This is a genomic window from Prescottella sp. D32, assembly GCF_037287305.1.
Taxonomy (GTDB): domain Bacteria; phylum Actinomycetota; class Actinomycetes; order Mycobacteriales; family Mycobacteriaceae; genus Prescottella; species Prescottella equi.
In genome coordinates this window covers 1-16,656 of record NZ_JARBSW010000003.1, presented here as the reverse complement: position 1 = coordinate 16,656, position 16,656 = coordinate 1, and the positions used below count along the sequence as shown (strand labels likewise).

Genomic DNA, 16,656 nt, shown 5'->3' with positions numbered 1-16,656 from the left:
GATGAATAGATTTGCATGATGGTGCATAATCATCCGTATGGGTACTTCTGGAGACTCCGAAGCTTCGTCGGCCGTCCAACGGTCGCCGATCAAGGTGGCCATCGCGGGCGCCAGCGGGTACGCGGGCGGCGAGATCCTGCGTCTGCTGCTCGGGCATCCCGCCTACCGTGACGGCTCGCTGGTGATCGGTGCGCTGACGGCGGGCGGCAACGCCGGGACGACGCTCGGCTCACACCATCCCCACCTGCTGCCGCTGGCCGATCGCGTCCTCGGTCCCACCGACATCGAGGAACTGCACGGGCACGACGTCGTCTTCCTGGGCCTTCCGCACGGGAAGTCGGCCGAGATCGCGCAGCAGCTGCCGGAGTCCACCGTCGTCATCGACTGTGGCGCCGACTTCCGGCTCACCGACGCCGCCGCGTGGGAGAAGTACTACGGCAGCCCGCATGCCGGCAGCTGGCCGTACGGCCTGCCCGAGTTGCCGGGCGGCCGGGACGAACTGGTGGGCGCCACCCGGATCGCGGTGCCCGGCTGCTACCCGACGGTGTCGTCCCTGGCGATGGCTCCGGCCGTGGCCGCGGGCGTCGTCGAGCCGCGGGTCAACGTGGTCGCCGTCAGCGGCGCGTCCGGCGCCGGCCGGGCACCCAAGGCGGATCTTCTCGGCGCCGAGATCATGGGGTCGGTCCGGGCCTACGGCATCGGTGGCGCGCACCGCCACACCCCCGAGATCAAGCAGAACCTCTCCGCCGCCGCCGGCACCGAGGTGACGGTGTCGTTCACGCCGGTGCTCGCGCCCATGCCGCGCGGCATCCTCGCGACGTGCACGGCGCCGACCACCGCGAGCGTCGACGAGATCCGTGCCGTCTATGAGAAGGCCTACAAGGACGAGCCGTTCGTGCATGTGCTCCCCGAGGGCCAGCTGCCGCAGACCGGTGCCGTCGTCGGCTCGAACGCCGTGCAGATCGCCGTTTCCGTCGACGCGGACGCCGGCCTCCTGGTCGTGGTCGCGGTGATCGACAACCTGACCAAGGGCACCGCGGGCGGCGCTGTCCAATCCATGAACCTGGCCCTGGGCCTGCCCGAGACCGATGGTCTCTCGACTGTGGGAGTTGCTCCGTGACAACCGATTCCGACTTCACCGACGCCACCGAGATCGCCGGCGGTCGGTTGATCCGCAGCCAGGGTGTAACTGCCCCTGCGGGGTTCCGCGCCGCAGGTATCAAGGCCGGGATCAAGGTCAGCGGACGCTCCGACCTGGCGCTCGTGGTCAACGAGGGGCCGGACCTGGCTGCGGCGGGTGTCTTCACCGCCAACAAGGTCAAGGCCGCACCCGTCCTCTGGTCGCAGCAGGTGCTCACGACCGGACGTCTGCGCGCGGTCGTCCTCAACTCGGGCGGCGCCAACGCGTGCACCGGGGCGCCGGGCTTCCAGGACTCGCACAAGACCGCCGAACACGTGGCCGCGTCGCTCAGCGACTGGGGCACCGAGACCGGCGCGATCGAGGTGGCGGTGTGCTCCACCGGCCTGATCGGCGACCGGCTGCCGATGGACAAGGTCCTCGCCGGCGTCACCGAGATCGTGCACGAGCTGGCCGGCGGCATCTCCGGCGGCACCGACGCCGCACACGCGATCATGACCACGGACACCGTCCCGAAGCAGGCGGCGCTGCACCACGCCGACAAGTGGAACGTCGGCGGTATGGCGAAGGGTGCGGGCATGCTCGCGCCGTCGCTCGCGACGATGCTGTGCGTCGTCACGACCGACGCTGTCGCCACCGCGCAGCAACTGGAAGAGGCGCTGCGGCACGCGACGCGGATGACGTTCGATCGACTCGACGTCGACGGCGCCACGTCCACCAACGACACCGTCCTGCTGCTGTCGTCGGGCGCCAGCTCGGTCACGCCGTCGCAGGACGAGCTCAATGCCGCGGTTCTCGCCGTGTGCGACGACCTGGCGGAGCAGATGATGGCCGACGCGGAGGGCGTCACCAAGCGGGTCCGGGTCACCGTCAGCGGCGCCGCATCCGAGCAGGACGCGCTGGTCGCGGCGCGCACCGTCGCGCGCGACAGCCTGGTCAAGACCGCATTGTTCGGGTCCGATCCCAACTGGGGCCGGGTGCTTGCCGCGGTCGGCATCGCTCCCGTCGACCTCGACCCGGACCGGATCTCGGTGTCGTTCAACGGCAATCCCGTGTGCATCGACGGCGTCGGCGCGCCCGGCGCCCGCGAGGTCGATCTGTCGGGCATGGACATCGACCTGACGATCGCACTCGGGGTGGGCGAGCACAGTGCGTCCATCCGCACCACCGATCTCTCGCACGCCTACGTCGAAGAGAACTCGGCGTACTCGTCATGACCGAATCCATCGCGAACCTGACATCGAGCCAGAAGGCGTTCGTCCTCGCCGAGGCGCTGCCGTGGCTGCAGCGCTTCCACGACAAGGTCGTCGTCATCAAGTACGGCGGCAACGCGATGATCGACGACGAGCTCAAGAGCGCGTTCGCGGCCGACATGGCGTTCCTGCGCACCATCGGCATCCACCCGGTCGTCGTGCACGGTGGCGGTCCGCAGATCAACGCGATGCTGAAGCGGCTCGGCATGGAGGGTGAGTTCCGCGGAGGCTTCCGCGTCACCACCCCCGAGGTGATGGACGTCGTCCGCATGGTGCTGTTCGGTCAGGTCGGCCGCGAACTCGTCGGCCTGATCAACGCGCACGGTCCGTTCGCCGTCGGCATCTCCGGCGAGGACGCGCGGCTGTTCACCGCCACCCGGCGCACCGTGCAGGTCGACGGTGAGGCCACCGACATCGGGCTCGTCGGCGACGTCACCACCGTCAATCCCGCGGCGGTGCTCGATCTCATTGCGGCCGGACGCATTCCGGTCGTGTCGACGATCGCGCCCGACGAGGACGGCATCGTGCACAACATCAACGCCGACACCGCGGCCGCGGCGCTGGCGGAGGCGATCGGCGCCGAGAAGCTCGTCGTCCTCACCGATGTCGAGGGGCTCTACACCAATTGGCCCGACCGCTCGTCGCTCGCGTCCGAGATCGACACGGCCGCGTTGCGTCAGCTCCTGCCTCGGCTGGACGCCGGCATGGTTCCGAAGATGGAGGCCTGCCTGCGCGCCGTCGAGGGGGGCGTGCCCACGGCACACGTCATCGACGGTCGCGTCGCGCACGCGGTACTGCTCGAACTCTTCACCGGCGAGGGCATCGGCACGATGGTCGTTCCCGCACCCGAACTCCAACTCGCATCCACGGAAGGACTGGCATGACTGCCACGACGGATCTCCAGCAACGCTGGTCCGGCGCACTGATGAACACCTACGGCGTGCCGCGGGTCGCACTGGTGCGTGGCGAGGGTGCGGTCGTCACCGACGCCGACGGCAAGCGGTACCTGGACCTGCTCGCCGGCATCGCGGTGAACATCCTGGGGCACGCACACCCGGCGATCGTCGAGGCGGTCACCACGCAGCTGTCCACGCTCGGGCACGTGTCGAACCTGTACGCCAGTGAGCCCGCCGTCGCGCTGGCCGAACATCTTCTGATGCAGCTGGGCGTCGGCGACAACGCCGGTTCCGTCACCGGCCGGGTGTTCCTGTGCAACTCCGGCACGGAGGCCAACGAGGCCGCGTTCAAGCTGGCGCGGGCCACCGGCCGGCCGAAGATCATCGCCGCCGAGAAGGCGTTCCACGGCCGGACGATGGGCGCTTTGGCTCTCACCGGCCAGCCCGACAAGCGGGCGCCGTTCGAACCGATGCCGCCCGGCGTCGAGCACATCCCGTACGGCGATCTCGACGCTCTGGACCGGGCCGTGGACGAGGACACCGCAGCGGTGTTCCTCGAGCCGATCATGGGTGAGGGCGGCGTCGTCGTGCCGCCCGAGGGCTACCTGGCGGGTGCCCGCAAGATCACGGCCGAGCGGGGAGCGCTGCTCGTCCTCGACGAGGTGCAGACCGGCATCGGCCGCACCGGCTGGTTCTACGCGCACCAGGCCTCGGGCATCGTGCCCGACGTGATGACGCTCGCGAAGGGGCTCGGTGGCGGCATGCCGATCGGCGCCTGCATCGCGACCGGCGCGGCGGCCGAGTTGTTCGGTCCCGGCAAGCACGGCACCACGTTCGGTGGCAACCCGGTGTGTGCGGCGGCGGCCCTGGCGGTGCTGAAGACCATCGCGGCCGACGACCTGCTCACCCGGGCCGACATGATCGGCAAGGTGCTCTCGACCGGCATCGAGGGGCTCGGGCATCCGCTCGTCGACCACGTCCGGGGCTCGGGTCTGCTGTTGGGCGTCGTGCTCACGCAGGACGTCGCGCCGACGGTCGAGGCGGCGGCCCGCGAGGCCGGCTACCTCGTCAACGCCGCGCAGCCGGGGGTGATCCGGTTGGCACCCCCGCTGATCCTCACCGAGGAGCAGGCGGAAGGATTCGTCGCGGCGCTGCCGGGAATTCTCGACACGGCCGCAGCGGAATCGGCAGCAGGAGGTAAGTAGTACATGACCGTTCGGCACTTCTTGAGGGACGACGATCTCACTCCGGCCGAGCAGGCCGAGGTGTTGGGGCTCGCCCGTGAGCTCAAGGCGAACCCCTTCTCGCGCAAGCCGCTCGAGGGCCCGCGCGGCGTCGGCGTCATCTTCGACAAGAACTCGACGCGCACGCGGTTCTCGTTCGAGATGGGCATCGCGCAGCTCGGTGGGCACGCGGTCGTCGTCGACGGCAGCAAGACCCAGCTGGGACGCGACGAGACGTTGCAGGACACGGGCCGGGTGCTGTCGCGCTTCGTCGACGCCGTCGTGTGGCGCACGTTCGGTCAGGAGCGGCTCGAGCAGATGGCGGAGGGTGCGACGGTTCCGATCGTCAACGCGTTGTCCGACCAGTTCCACCCGTGCCAGGTGCTCGCGGACCTGCAGACCATCGCCGAACGCAAGGGCGAGCTGGCAGGCCTGCGACTGACGTACCTGGGCGACGGCGCCAACAACATGGCGCACTCGCTGCTGCTCGGCGGCGTCACCGCCGGCATGCACGTGACGATTGCCGCCCCGCTCGGGTTCGCGCCCGATCCGGTGGTCGTCGCGGCGGCCCGCACCCGCGCCGAGCAGACCGGTGCGATGGTCACGCTCGTCGACGACCCGCAGGCCGCGGTCGCCGGCGCCGACGTGCTGGTGACCGACACGTGGACGTCGATGGGGCAGGAGGAGGACGGTCTCGACCGCGTCGGACCGTTCCGGCCGTTCCAGATCAACGCCGAGTTGCTGGCGAAGGCGGCGCCCGACGCCGTCGTGCTGCACTGCCTGCCTGCGCATCGCGGTGAGGAGATCACCGACGAGGTGCTCGACGGGCCGCAGTCCGCGGCGTGGGACGAGGCCGAGAACCGCCTGCACGCGCAGAAGGCCCTGCTCGTGTGGTTGCTCGACCGCGCCGGGACGCGGCCGTGACCTCCGCCCCGGGCTCGGAGACCGCGCAGCCTGCCGCGGCCGTCGCGCACACGCGCGCCGGCCGTCAGGCGCGGATCACCGCTCTCGTGGCGGAGCGGCACATCCGCAGCCAGGCCGAACTCGCGGCGTTGCTCGCCGCCGAGGGCATCGAGGTGTCGAACGCGACGCTCTCGCGGGACCTCGAGGAGCTCGGCGCGGTGAAGCTGCGCGCTGCGGACGGCGGGGCCGGGGTGTACGTCGTACCCGAGGACGGCTCGCCCGTACGCGGCGTCTCGGGCGGCACCGACCGGTTGTCCCGCCTGCTCGGCGAACTGTTGGTGTCGACCGACGCCAGCGGGAACCTCGCCGTGCTACGCACTCCGCCCGGGGCGGCGCACTACCTGGCCAGCGCGCTCGACCGGGCCTCGTTGCCTGACGTCGTCGGCACGATCGCGGGCGACGACACGATCCTCGTCGTGGCCCGCGAGCCGCTCACCGGAGCGGAGCTTGCCGCGGCGATAGAGCGCCTGGCCTGACCACTAGACTCTTTCTCGAACACTTCTATCTCTAAGGAGCACACACACCATGGCTGAACGCGTCGTACTCGCCTACTCCGGCGGGCTGGACACCTCGGTGGCCATCAGCTGGATCGGCAAGGAGACCGGCAAAGAGGTCGTCGCCGTCGCCATCGACCTCGGCCAGGGCGGCGAGGACATGGAGGTCGTGCGTCAGCGTGCCCTCGACTGCGGTGCCGTCGAGTCGGTCGTGGTGGATGCGCGTGACGAGTTCGCCGACGAGTACTGCCTGCCGACGATCCAGGCCAACGCGCTGTACATGGACCGCTACCCGCTGGTCTCGGCCATCAGCCGTCCGCTGATCGTCAAGCACATCGTCGAGGCCGCGCGTGCGCACGGCGGCACCGTCGTCTCGCACGGTTGCACCGGCAAGGGCAACGACCAGGTTCGCTTCGAGGTGGGCTTCGGTGCTCTGGCCCCCGACCTCGAGGTGATCGCGCCGGTCCGCGACTACGCGTGGACCCGCGAGAAGGCGATCGCCTTCGCCGAGGAGAACAACATCCCGATCAACGTCACCAAGCGTTCGCCGTTCTCGATCGACCAGAACGTGTGGGGCCGCGCGGTGGAGACGGGCTTCCTCGAGGATCTGTGGAACGCCCCCACCAAGGACGTCTACGACTACACGCAGGATCCGACCCTCAACTGGAACAGCCCCGACGAGCTGATCATCAGCTTCGAGGCCGGCAAGCCGGTTGCGATCGACGGCAAGCCCGTCACCGTGCTCGAGGCCATCCAGGAGCTGAACAAGCGTGCGGGCGCACAGGGCGTCGGCCGCCTCGACGTCGTCGAGGATCGTCTCGTCGGCATCAAGAGCCGTGAGATCTACGAGGCCCCGGGCGCGATGGTCCTGATCACCGCGCACCAGGAACTCGAGCACGTCACCCTCGAGCGCGAGCTCGGGCGCTACAAGCGTCAGATGGAGCAGCGCTGGAGCGAGCTGGTCTACGACGGCCTCTGGTTCTCGCCGCTCAAGGATGCGCTCGATTCCTTCGTCGCGAAGACCCAGGAGCGGGTCACGGGCGACATCCGCCTGTTCCTGCACGGTGGCGCGATCACGGTCAACGGCCGCCGCAGCCCGGAGTCGCTGTACGACTTCAACCTCGCCACCTACGACGAGGGCGACACCTTCGACCAGTCGTACGCGAAGGGCTTCGTCAACATCCACGGCCTGTCCTCCAAGGTCGCGGCGAAGCGCGACCTGGGTCTCTAGGTCATGACCGACGCCCACGGAACAAACGAGGGTGCCCTCTGGGGCGGCCGGTTCGAATCCGGACCGGCCGCCGCCATGGCGGCGCTGAGCAAGTCGACGCACTTCGACTGGGTCCTGGCCCCGTACGACGTGCGGGCCTCGCAGGCGCACGCCAAGGTCCTGCACAAGGCCGGTCTGCTGAGCGACGCAGACCTGGCGACGATGCTCGACGGCCTCACCAGGCTCGGCGACGACGTCGCCTCTGGTGCGTTCGGTCCGGCGGACTCCGACGAGGACGTCCACGGCGCCCTCGAGCGCGGGCTGATCGAGCGCGTCGGACCCGAGGTCGGTGGCCGGCTGCGCGCGGGGCGTTCCCGCAACGATCAGGTGGCCACACTGTTCCGCATGTGGCTGCGTGACGCGGTCCGCCGCATCGCCGACGGCGTTCTCGACGTGGTCGACGCGCTCGCGACGCAGGCCGCTGCGCACCCGGACGCCGTGATGCCGGGCAAGACACACCTGCAGGCGGCGCAGCCCGTGTTGCTGGCGCATCATCTGCTCGCACACACGCATCCGCTGTTGCGCGACGTGCAGCGGCTGCGGGACTTCGACAAGCGGGCCGCGGTGTCGCCGTACGGTTCCGGTGCTCTCGCGGGTTCGTCGCTGGGCCTGGATCCCGACGCCATCGCTGCCGAGCTGAACTTCGACTCGGCTGCCGAGAACTCGATCGACGCGACGTCGTCGCGGGACTTCGCGGCCGAGGCGGCGTTCGTCCTCGCGATGATCGCGGTTGACCTGTCCCGGATGGCCGAAGAGGTCATCATCTGGAGCACACCGGAATTCGGCTACATCACGCTCGCGGACGCGTGGTCGACGGGTTCGTCGATCATGCCGCAGAAGAAGAATCCGGACGTCTCCGAGCTCACTCGCGGCAAGGCCGGACGCCTCATCGGCAACGTGACCGGTCTGCTCGCGACGCTCAAGGCGCAGCCCCTCGCGTACAACCGCGATCTGCAGGAGGACAAGGAGCCGGTCTTCGATTCGGTCGCACAGCTCGAGCTGTTGCTGCCGGCGATCACCGGCCTGGTCTCCACTCTGGAGTTCCACACCGACCGGATGGCGGAGCTGGCCCCGGCCGGGTTCACGCTCGCCACCGACATCGCGGAATGGATGGTGCGCCAGGGTGTCCCGTTCCGGGTGGCGCACGAGGCGGCGGGTGCGTGCGTGCGTGTCGCCGAGGCTCGCGGCGTGGGTCTCGACGAGCTGACCGACGAGGAACTGGCCGGGGTCGATCCGGCGCTGACGCCCGCGGTGCGTGAGGTGCTCACGGTGCACGGATCGATCGCATCGCGCAGTGCGCGTGGCGGCACGGCCGGCGTCCGCGTCGCCGAGCAGCTGGGCGGGGTGCGGGAGTCGGCGAACGCGCTTCGCGCATGGGCGCGCGCATAAGGAAATCGACGACGAGTCGGTGTGACCCGGCTTCCACGAACGCAGTAATGTGGAAGGCTCATCGAACATGATGTGATGTAAGTCACGGTGAGTTGCTGGGGGAGTGCGCTGGTGAGTCTCGGTTCCGAGTACGTGGTGGGTTCGCTTCGGCGGGCCGTGGCCACGGCACAGAACGGCCTCGAAGTTGTTCGACTCGGCGGTCTGGAAACGGGGGCGACCCCGTCCCCGTTCCAGATCGTCGAGCGTGCGCCGATGTACCGGCTCCGTCGCTACTTCGCGGACACCGGGCCCGCGGAGGCCGGTCCGCCGATCGTCCTCGTTCCGCCGATGATGATGTCCGCGGATGTCTACGACGTCACGCGGGACCAGGGCGCGGTCGGCATTCTCCACGAGATGGGCCTCGACCCTTGGGTGGTCGACTTCGGTTCGCCCGATGCCGAGGAGGGCGGCTGGAACCGCACGCTCGCCGACCACATCGTCGCGATCAGCGAGATCGTCGACCGGGTGCACGAGCACACCGGGCGCGACGTCCACCTGTCCGGGTACTCGCAGGGCGGCATGTTCTGCTACCAGGCGGCGGCGTACCGCCGCTGCCGGAACATCGCCAGCCTCATCACGTTCGGCGCCCCCGTGGACACCCTGGCGGCGCTGCCGTTCAACATTCCTGCAGGGCTCGCGACGAAGGGTGCGGACCTGCTGGCCGACCACGTCTTCAACCGGCTCTCGATCGCCGGGTGGATGGCGCGCACCGGGTTCCAGTTGCTGGATCCGGTGAAGACCGCCAAGTCCCGGTTCGATTTCCTCCGCCAGTTGCACGACCGGGACGCGCTGCTACCGCGCGAGCAGCAGCGCCGGTTCCTGGCGCAGGACGGCTGGGTCGCGTGGTCCGGGCCGGCCGTCGCGGAGTTGCTCAAGCAGTTCATCGTCCACAACCGGATGATGACCGGCGGGTTCGTCATCAAGGACACCGCCGTCAGTCTGGCCGAGCTGTCGTGCCCGATCCTCGCGTTCGTCGGCGAGGTCGACGACATCGGCCAGCCCCTCGCCGTACGGGGCATCAAGCGGGCGGCCCCTCGCGCCGAGGTGTTCGAGTCGACCCTCCGTGCAGGGCATTTCGGTCTGGTGGTCGGATCGGCGGCCGCATCGCGGACATGGCCGACCACGGGTGAATGGGTGCGCTGGCGCGAAGACATGGGCCCGCGCCCGGAAGCGGTCGACGTGATGATCCACGACGAGCCGTCCGGTCAGGACAGCGGCGTCAGCCTCACCAATCGCATCACTCACACGGTCGCGTCGATCGCCGAGGTCGGCGTCGGCGTCGGGAAGGGCATCGCCGACTTCGCGACCGACACCGTGCGAGGGACCCGCGAGATCTCGATAGAGGCGGCGCGGGCATTGCCCCGACTGGCTCGCCTCGGGCAGTTGCAACCGCATTCCCGGATCTCGCTGGGTCTGCTGCTCGCCGAGCAGGGCAGGCAGGCGCCGAACGGCGAGTGCTTCCTGTTCGACGACCGGGTGCACACCAATGCTGCTGTCAACACCCGTATCGACAACGTCGTCCGCGGGCTCGTGCACGCCGGCGTCCGGCCTGCCGCGCATGTCGGCGTGCTGATGGCGACCCGGCCGAGTGCGCTGGTCGCGATCGCGGCGCTGTCGCGGCTGGGCGCGGTCGCGGTGCTGCTGCCGCCCGGCGGGGATCTCGACGAGGCGGTCCGGCTGGGCCGGGTCGACAGGATCGTCGTCGATCCCGACCACCTCGAGGATGCGGTTGCCACGGGTCAGAAGGTTCTCGTGCTCGGTGGTGGCGAGTTCCGCGGCCTGGCGGTGGAACTGGGCCCCGATGTCATCGACCTCGAGCAGGTCGACCCGGATGCGGTGACGCTGCCCGGGTGGTACCGCCCGGATCCCGGCCTGGCCCGCGAGTTGGCGTTCGTGATCTTCAGTGGGTCCTGCGGCAACCTCGAAGCCAAGTACATCACCAACTTCCGGTGGGCGCTGTCGGCGTTCGGCACCGCCTCGGCTGCCTCGCTCAGCCGGAGCGACACCGTCTACTGCCTTGCGCCACTGCATCATTCGTCCGGGTTGATGGCGACCCTGGGTGGCGCGATCGCCGGTGGCGCACGCATCGCCCTGTCCCGCGGCCTCGATCCGGACCGCTTCGCGGAGGAAGTCCGCCGTTACGGTGTGACGGTCGTGAGCTACACGTGGACGATGATGCGCGAGATTCTCGACGCCAAATCCCTTCCGTTGGAGGAAGGACATCCGATCCGGTTGTTCATCGGGTCGGGAATGCCGCCCGGGCTCTGGCGGCGGATCTCTTCCCGTTTCGCGCCGGCGCGGGTGCTCGAGTTCTACGCATCCACCGAGGGTGACGTGGTGCTGGTCAACGTGTCGGGCGCGAAGGTCGGCTCGAAGGGACGGCCGCTGCCGGGCAGCGCGGAGGTACGGGTCGGCGCGTACGACCCGATCGAGGGACGGTTCCTCGAGGATGCGCGCGGGTTCGTGCGCGAGTGTGAGGACGACGAGGTGGGCCTCCTGCTGGGCAGGCCCGGCGCTCGAACCGAGGCGGTGCCGGGCGTCATGCGGGGTGTGTTCGCGGCCGGTGACGCGTGGGTGCCGACCGAGAATCTCTTCCGTCGCGACGCCGACGGTGACTTCTGGCTCGTCGATCACAAGCGGACGGTCGTCGACACGGTCCGCGGGCCGGTCTTCACGCAACCGATCGTCGACCTGCTCGGAGAAATGCCGCAGGTGGACCTTGCGGTCGCCTACGGTGTGCCGACGGGCGAGCGCCAGGTACCGGTGGCCGCGATCACCGTCCACGACGGCCGCGTCCCGAGCGCCGCCGAGGTCACGGCCGCTCTCGGACAGTTGCCGATCGAGCAGTGCCCGGACATCGTCCACGTCGTCGACCGGATACCGCTGGGCCCGTCGTACCGGCCGCAGGCGACCGAACTGCAGGCCGCCGGGCTGCCGAAGCCGAGTGCTCGTTCGTGGTGTCTCGATGCCGAGACGGGCCGCTACAAGCGATTCACCAAGGCTGCGGCCGCCCGGTACGGCGGCAGCCCGGAGGGCCCGGGTGGGGTGCCCGCGTAGCCGGTGCTGCGGCGACTTGTAGCCTGGACCGGCCGAGATCGACGGACGGCCCGAGAGGACTGAAGTGGCTATTGATCCCACCCTGCTCAGCATTCTGGCGTGCCCGCAGGACAAGGGGCCGTTGCTGTTGGTCGGTGACGAGGTGCTCTACAACCCGCGCCTGCGCCGCGCGTACCCGATCGAGAACGGCATTCCCGTTCTGCTGATCGACGAGGCGCGCGACGTCACCGAGGCCGAGCACGAGGATTTCGTCGCCCGGGGCGCGGCGGCCGAGTCCTGACCGCAGCGTCGAGTGGGCCGGTGAGATAGGCCTGCAGCGTCGGTGCCACCAGTCGGGCGGCCTCGTCGGTCGACAGATCGGCGAGCGCGCCGACGTCGAGGAGGTGGCGGGTGAGGAACAACCCCGCCATCTGCGACGCGACGAGCGCCACGCGAAGTTCACCGGTTCCCGGTGGTGAGTCGACTCGCGGCACGACGTCGCGGAGTGCGACTTCCAGCAGGAAGCTGCGGAGCAGTCGTTCGCGGCCGCCCGTGAGCGCCGACCGTACCGCCGCGACCACCGCCGGTTGGTGCGGCGAATCCCAGATACCGATCACCGTGCGGGCGAGCGCCTCACCGAGTTCGTGCACCGGCACGGCTTCGAACGATCCGGCGATCGACGCCGGGTCCATCGGTAGGGCCACGGCTTCGACGAGCAACTGCTGCTTCGTTCCGAAATAGTGGTGTACCAGAGCCGAGTCGACACCGGCATCGGCTGCGATCGCTCGGATCGTCGTGTGGTCGAACCCGTTGTCGGCGAAACGCTCCCGCGCCGCGCTCAGGATCCGGTCGCGTGTGGTCGACGGGCCGGGGCGACGCCCGGGCCGGGTCGGGGGCACCGCGGGGTCCACCGTCATGGCGTGCGTCGACGTAGCGTCGCGGCGCCGAGACCCAGCGCGACCACGACGAACGACGCGACGATGCCCAGGTCGCGCCACATCAGCGCGGTCGTTCCCGGATGGGTCGCCACCTGTTGCAGCGCCTCGACCGCGTAGCTGAGCGGGAGCACGTTGCTGATCCACTCGAGCCACTGCGGCAACTGGTTGCGCGGCACCAGCAACCCGCACAACAGCAGCTGCGGGATGACGATCACCGGCATGAACTGCACGGCCTGGAACTCGGTGCGCGCGAATGCGCTGCACAACAGGCCGAGGGCGACGCCGAGGACCGCGTTCAGCACGGCGATGAGGATCACCCAGAACGCGTTGCCCTGCGTGGTCAGGCTCAGGAACCAGAACGCCACTCCGCACGCCAGCGCGGCCTGTGCCGCCGCGGCGATCGAGAAGGCGGTCCCGTAGCCGGCCAGTAGGTCGAGCTTCGACAGGGGAGTGGTCAGCAATCGCTCCAGCGTTCCGGAGCTGCGCTCGCGCTGCATCGCGATCGACGTCACCAGGAACATCACTATGAAGGGGATGATGCCGAGCATCGTGATCGCGATGCGGTCGAACAGTGGAGTCTGACCGGGCGGAGTCGGGACGTTCTGATAGAGGAAGTACAGCAACACCATGATCAGCGACGGCACGAACAGGATCATCGCGACCGTGCGCCGGTCCGTGCGGAGTTGGCGGAGGATGCGAACGGTGCTCGCGGCATAGATACGTGAATTGACGATCACGGCTGTACTCCGACCTGCTGGTCCCGGATGAGGACGAGGAAAGCCTCTTCCAGATTCGACTTGCCGGTTCGTCGGCGCAGCTCGTCGGGCGATACGTGGGCGAGCAGCCGACCTTCGCGGAGAAGCAGCAGGCTCTCACAGTGGTCCGCCTCGTCCATCACATGACTCGACACCAGCAGCGTCGCCCCCGACGCCGCCAGGTCCGCGAAGTGATCCCACAACTCCGCGCGCAACACCGGATCCAGGCCGACCGTCGGTTCGTCCAGGACCAGTACGTCGGGCCGCCCCACCAGCGCGCACGCCAGCGACACCCGGCCGAGCTGGCCGCCGGACAGGTCCCCGGCAGCGTGATCGGCGTGCGTACTCAGACCGACCGCCTCGATCGTGTCCTCCACCGCGTCGTGCCCGCGTCCGTAGAGCGAGGCGAAGTACCGCACGTTGTCCCGAATGGAGATGTCGAGATAGACGCTGGGCTCCTGCGTCACATACCCGACCCGGTGGCGCAGCGGCGTCGAGCCCGCCGGCCGACCGAGCACGGTCACCGTGCCGGACTCGATGATCTGGGTCCCGACGACGCACCGCATGAGGGTGGTCTTTCCGCAGCCCGACGGTCCCAACAGTCCGGTGATCGAGCCGCGGGGGATCGACAGGTCGACATCCCGCAGCGCGGGGGCACCTCCACGCGTCACGTTCAAGCCCTGGATCACGACGGCGGACGACGCCGGCGGATCGGCGGAGTGCTCGGATGGTGCGGTCATATCGACCTCGATTCATCGAGTGATGAACTCATCGCCCGATGAATTCTCTACCCGCTCCCGCCGGCCGGTCAACCGTTGCCGTGCACCGAATGCGTATCCGTGCACAATCGTGACCGTGACTTCCTCCGGCCGGGCCGTCCTTCGCGACGCCGAGGATCCGCTCGCCGCCGCGCGCGCGGTACTCGGCGGGCTGCTGACTGTCGGTGCAGTGCAGGCACGGATCGTGGAGGTCGAGGCGTACGGCGGGGATCCGTCGGGGCCGTGGCCCGATCCGGCGGCACACTCCTTCCGCGGGCCGACTCCCCGGAACGCGGTCATGTTCGGCCCGCCCGGGCACCTCTACGTCTATCGCAGCTACGGCATGCACTTCTGCGCCAACGTCACGTACGGACCCGACGGCGTGGCCGGGGGAGTGCTGCTGCGGGCCGCGGAAGTCGTCGAGGGGCACGAGCTGGTGGCCTCGCGGCGTCCCGCCGTCCGACGTCCCGTCGACGCGGCACGCGGTCCCGGAAACCTGGGCGCGGCGTTGGGGTTGACGCTCGACGACGACGGCCTCGACCTGTTCGGCGAGGAGTCGGGGGTGAGTCTGGAGCTGTGCGCGACGGACGTCTGGAACAGCGGTCCGCGCGTGGGGATCTCGGTGGCTCCGGACTGGCCGTGGCGGCTGTGGATACCCGGTTCTCCCGCCGTCTCGTCCTATCGCCGCAGCCCGCGCGCACCCGCCCCGACCTGACGGTGGGATGATCGGGTCGTGACTGAGAACATCCTTGACGAACTGACCTGGCGGGGGCTCATCGCCCAGTCGACCGATCTGGACGCACTGCGTCGCGAGACCGAGGCCGGTCCAGTCACGTTGTATGCCGGCTTCGATCCGACCGGGCCGAGTCTGCACGCCGGACACCTGGTGCCACTGCTGGCACTCAAGCGCTTCCAGCGGGCCGGCCACCGCCCGATCGTGCTGGCCGGCGGCGCCACCGGCATGATCGGTGATCCGCGCGACGTCGGCGAGCGGGTCATGAACACCGCGGACACCGTCGCGGACTGGGCCGACCGCATCCGCTCGCAGCTCGAGCGATTCGTCGACTTCGACGAATCGCCCACCGGCGCCGTCATCGAGAACAACGCGAACTGGACGTCGAAGCTCACCGCGATCGACTTTCTGCGCGACATCGGCAAGCACTTCTCGGTGAACGTCATGCTGGCGCGTGACACCGTCAAGCGCCGACTCGAAACCGACGGCATCTCCTACACGGAGTTCAGCTACATGTTGTTGCAGGCCAACGACTTCGTGCACCTGCGCCGCAACTACGGCTGCACCCTGCAGGTCGGAGGCTCCGACCAGTGGGGCAACATCATCGCCGGCGTCGACCTGAACCGGAAGCTCGACGGCGAGTCGGTCCACGCCATGACGGTGCCACTCGTGACCTCCGCCGACGGCAAGAAGTTCGGCAAGTCCACCGGTGGCGGCAGCCTGTGGCTCGACCCGGAGATGACCAGCCCGTACGCCTGGTACCAGTACTTCGTGAACACCGGCGACGCCGATGTCGTGAAGTACCTGCGGTGGTTCACCTTCCTCACCCAGGAGGAGCTGGCCGAGCTCGAGGTCGCGACGGCCGAACGCCCGCAGGCACGCGAGGCGCAGCGCCGGCTCGCGGCCGAGATGACGACCCTGGTCCACGGTCAGGCCAACACCGACGCGGTCGAACTGGCGAGCAAGGCACTGTTCGGTCGTGCCGAGCTGACCGATCTGGACGAGTCGACCCTCGCCGCCGCGTTGAAGGAAGCATCGATCGCCGAGGTCGCCGGTGATGCCCCGCGCACGATCGTCGACCTGCTCGTGGCGAGCGGACTGAGCGAGAGCAAGGGCGCCGCACGTCGTGCGGTGAAGGAGGGTGGCGCCTACGTCAACAATCAGCGCGTGGAGTCCGACGACTGGACGCCCGAGTCGTCGGACCTGCTGCACGGCCGGTGGCTCGTGATCCGTCGTGGACGCAAGAACTTTGCCGGCATCAAGGTGATCGCCGGCTGACGTGTTCGGCGTCACCTGAGAGTGTGTGAGTCGATCGGGGCGGGGATTGCACCCGTCCCGATCGTTCTACCAGCGGCTTCGCGGTTTGCCGGATCCATGATCGCGCTCTGACCTGGCGATTTGGCAGATCCACTAACCGACCCGTAACTTATTGCGAGTCAGAGCGACACGGACACCGACCCGGCCGCGATCTTCACTGGTCAGCGAGGGAAAACGAGGTTGTACGGGGAGCGCCTGATATTCCCGGAAGTTGGTTGACGATCCTGCCGAGTGTAGGGTGGTTGTACCGCGTCCGGGTGGCCCGGAAGGGAAGCGAGTTTGCGCTCGACTCCCGGGTGGGCTAAGCTGGAACGGTTGCCCCGGAATGAGAAACTGTGTGTTTCGAGTGATGGTGTGTGCGTGTTCTTTGAGAACTCAACAGTGTGTCGATGAATGTCAGTGCCAATTTTTGGTACTCCACCACTTTTTGTGGTGGGTATTTGCTGATTGTCTC

General features: G+C 68.9%; 15 protein-coding genes. 12 read left to right on the top strand and 3 right to left on the bottom strand.

All coding sequences use genetic code 11. The features are described 5' to 3' along the window. The first annotated feature begins 37 nt into the window (after positions 1–37). The 10 genes from argC to PSS76_RS14620 all read left to right on the top strand — a co-directional run bounded on the left by argC (position 38) and on the right by PSS76_RS14620 (position 12,002). Positions 38–1,120, top strand: coding sequence for an N-acetyl-gamma-glutamyl-phosphate reductase (gene argC / locus PSS76_RS14665; protein WP_044991062.1), 1,083 nt, complete (start codon positions 38–40; stop codon positions 1,118–1,120). Beyond that, complete coding sequence (gene argJ / locus PSS76_RS14660; RefSeq protein WP_084979251.1) at positions 1,117–2,355, top strand: bifunctional glutamate N-acetyltransferase/amino-acid acetyltransferase ArgJ; 1,239 nt, start codon at positions 1,117–1,119, stop codon at positions 2,353–2,355. Before argC ends, argJ begins: the two co-directional genes overlap by 4 nt. Next, positions 2,352–3,275, top strand: a complete 924-nt coding sequence (gene argB, locus PSS76_RS14655; RefSeq protein WP_005512944.1) for an acetylglutamate kinase — start codon at positions 2,352–2,354, stop codon at positions 3,273–3,275. Before argJ ends, argB begins: the two co-directional genes overlap by 4 nt. Beyond that, positions 3,272–4,492, top strand: a complete 1,221-nt coding sequence (locus PSS76_RS14650; RefSeq protein ID WP_084847032.1) for an acetylornithine transaminase — start codon at positions 3,272–3,274, stop codon at positions 4,490–4,492. The genes argB and PSS76_RS14650 overlap by 4 nt, the downstream gene beginning before the upstream one ends. A 3-nt stretch (positions 4,493–4,495) precedes the next feature. Further along, a complete protein-coding gene (argF, locus tag PSS76_RS14645) occupies positions 4,496–5,434 on the top strand; it encodes an ornithine carbamoyltransferase (RefSeq protein WP_205316403.1) in 939 nt (312 codons plus the stop codon). After that, positions 5,431–5,949 carry an arginine repressor gene (locus tag PSS76_RS14640; RefSeq protein ID WP_013416142.1) on the top strand — a complete coding sequence of 173 codons (519 nt, stop codon included), beginning with the start codon at positions 5,431–5,433 and terminating at the stop codon, positions 5,947–5,949. Before argF ends, PSS76_RS14640 begins: the two co-directional genes overlap by 4 nt. A gap of 49 nt (positions 5,950–5,998) precedes the next feature. Beyond that, complete coding sequence (locus tag PSS76_RS14635; protein WP_013416141.1) at positions 5,999–7,198, top strand: argininosuccinate synthase; 1,200 nt, start codon at positions 5,999–6,001, stop codon at positions 7,196–7,198. Positions 7,199–7,201: 3 nt separating this feature from the next. Further along, the gene (gene argH, locus PSS76_RS14630) at positions 7,202–8,626 is read left to right on the top strand and encodes an argininosuccinate lyase (RefSeq protein WP_005512951.1); all 1,425 of its coding nucleotides are present in this window, start codon (positions 7,202–7,204) and stop codon (positions 8,624–8,626) included. Positions 8,627–8,737: 111 nt separating this feature from the next. Further along, complete coding sequence (locus tag PSS76_RS14625; RefSeq protein ID WP_186329037.1) at positions 8,738–11,722, top strand: acyl-CoA synthetase; 2,985 nt, start codon at positions 8,738–8,740, stop codon at positions 11,720–11,722. Positions 11,723–11,786: 64 nt separating this feature from the next. Next, positions 11,787–12,002, top strand: a complete 216-nt coding sequence (locus PSS76_RS14620; protein ID WP_005512954.1) for a Trm112 family protein — start codon at positions 11,787–11,789, stop codon at positions 12,000–12,002. On the opposite strand, the gene PSS76_RS14615 is transcribed toward PSS76_RS14620, so the two are convergent. The 3 genes from PSS76_RS14615 to PSS76_RS14605 are packed head-to-tail and all read right to left on the bottom strand — an operon-like array spanning position 11,947 to position 14,134. Then, positions 11,947–12,618 carry a TetR/AcrR family transcriptional regulator gene (locus PSS76_RS14615; RefSeq protein ID WP_013416138.1) on the bottom strand — a complete coding sequence of 224 codons (672 nt, stop codon included), beginning with the start codon at positions 12,616–12,618 and terminating at the stop codon, positions 11,947–11,949. The genes PSS76_RS14620 and PSS76_RS14615 overlap by 56 nt on opposite strands. Then, the gene (locus tag PSS76_RS14610; RefSeq protein WP_044991059.1) at positions 12,615–13,376 is read right to left on the bottom strand and encodes an ABC transporter permease; all 762 of its coding nucleotides are present in this window, start codon (positions 13,374–13,376) and stop codon (positions 12,615–12,617) included. Before PSS76_RS14610 ends, PSS76_RS14615 begins: the two co-directional genes overlap by 4 nt. Continuing rightward, positions 13,373–14,134, bottom strand: coding sequence for an ABC transporter ATP-binding protein (locus PSS76_RS14605; protein WP_005512961.1), 762 nt, complete (start codon positions 14,132–14,134; stop codon positions 13,373–13,375). The genes PSS76_RS14610 and PSS76_RS14605 overlap by 4 nt, the downstream gene beginning before the upstream one ends. A gap of 109 nt (positions 14,135–14,243) precedes the next feature. Here PSS76_RS14605 and PSS76_RS14600 point away from each other — a divergent pair, with 109 nt between their 5' ends. Both PSS76_RS14600 and tyrS read left to right on the top strand, forming a co-directional pair. Then, positions 14,244–14,867, top strand: a complete 624-nt coding sequence (locus PSS76_RS14600; RefSeq protein ID WP_005512962.1) for a DNA-3-methyladenine glycosylase — start codon at positions 14,244–14,246, stop codon at positions 14,865–14,867. Between the two features lie 18 nt (positions 14,868–14,885). Then, positions 14,886–16,163, top strand: coding sequence for a tyrosine--tRNA ligase (tyrS, locus tag PSS76_RS14595; RefSeq protein ID WP_013416135.1), 1,278 nt, complete (start codon positions 14,886–14,888; stop codon positions 16,161–16,163). Positions 16,164–16,656: the final 493 nt, after the last annotated feature.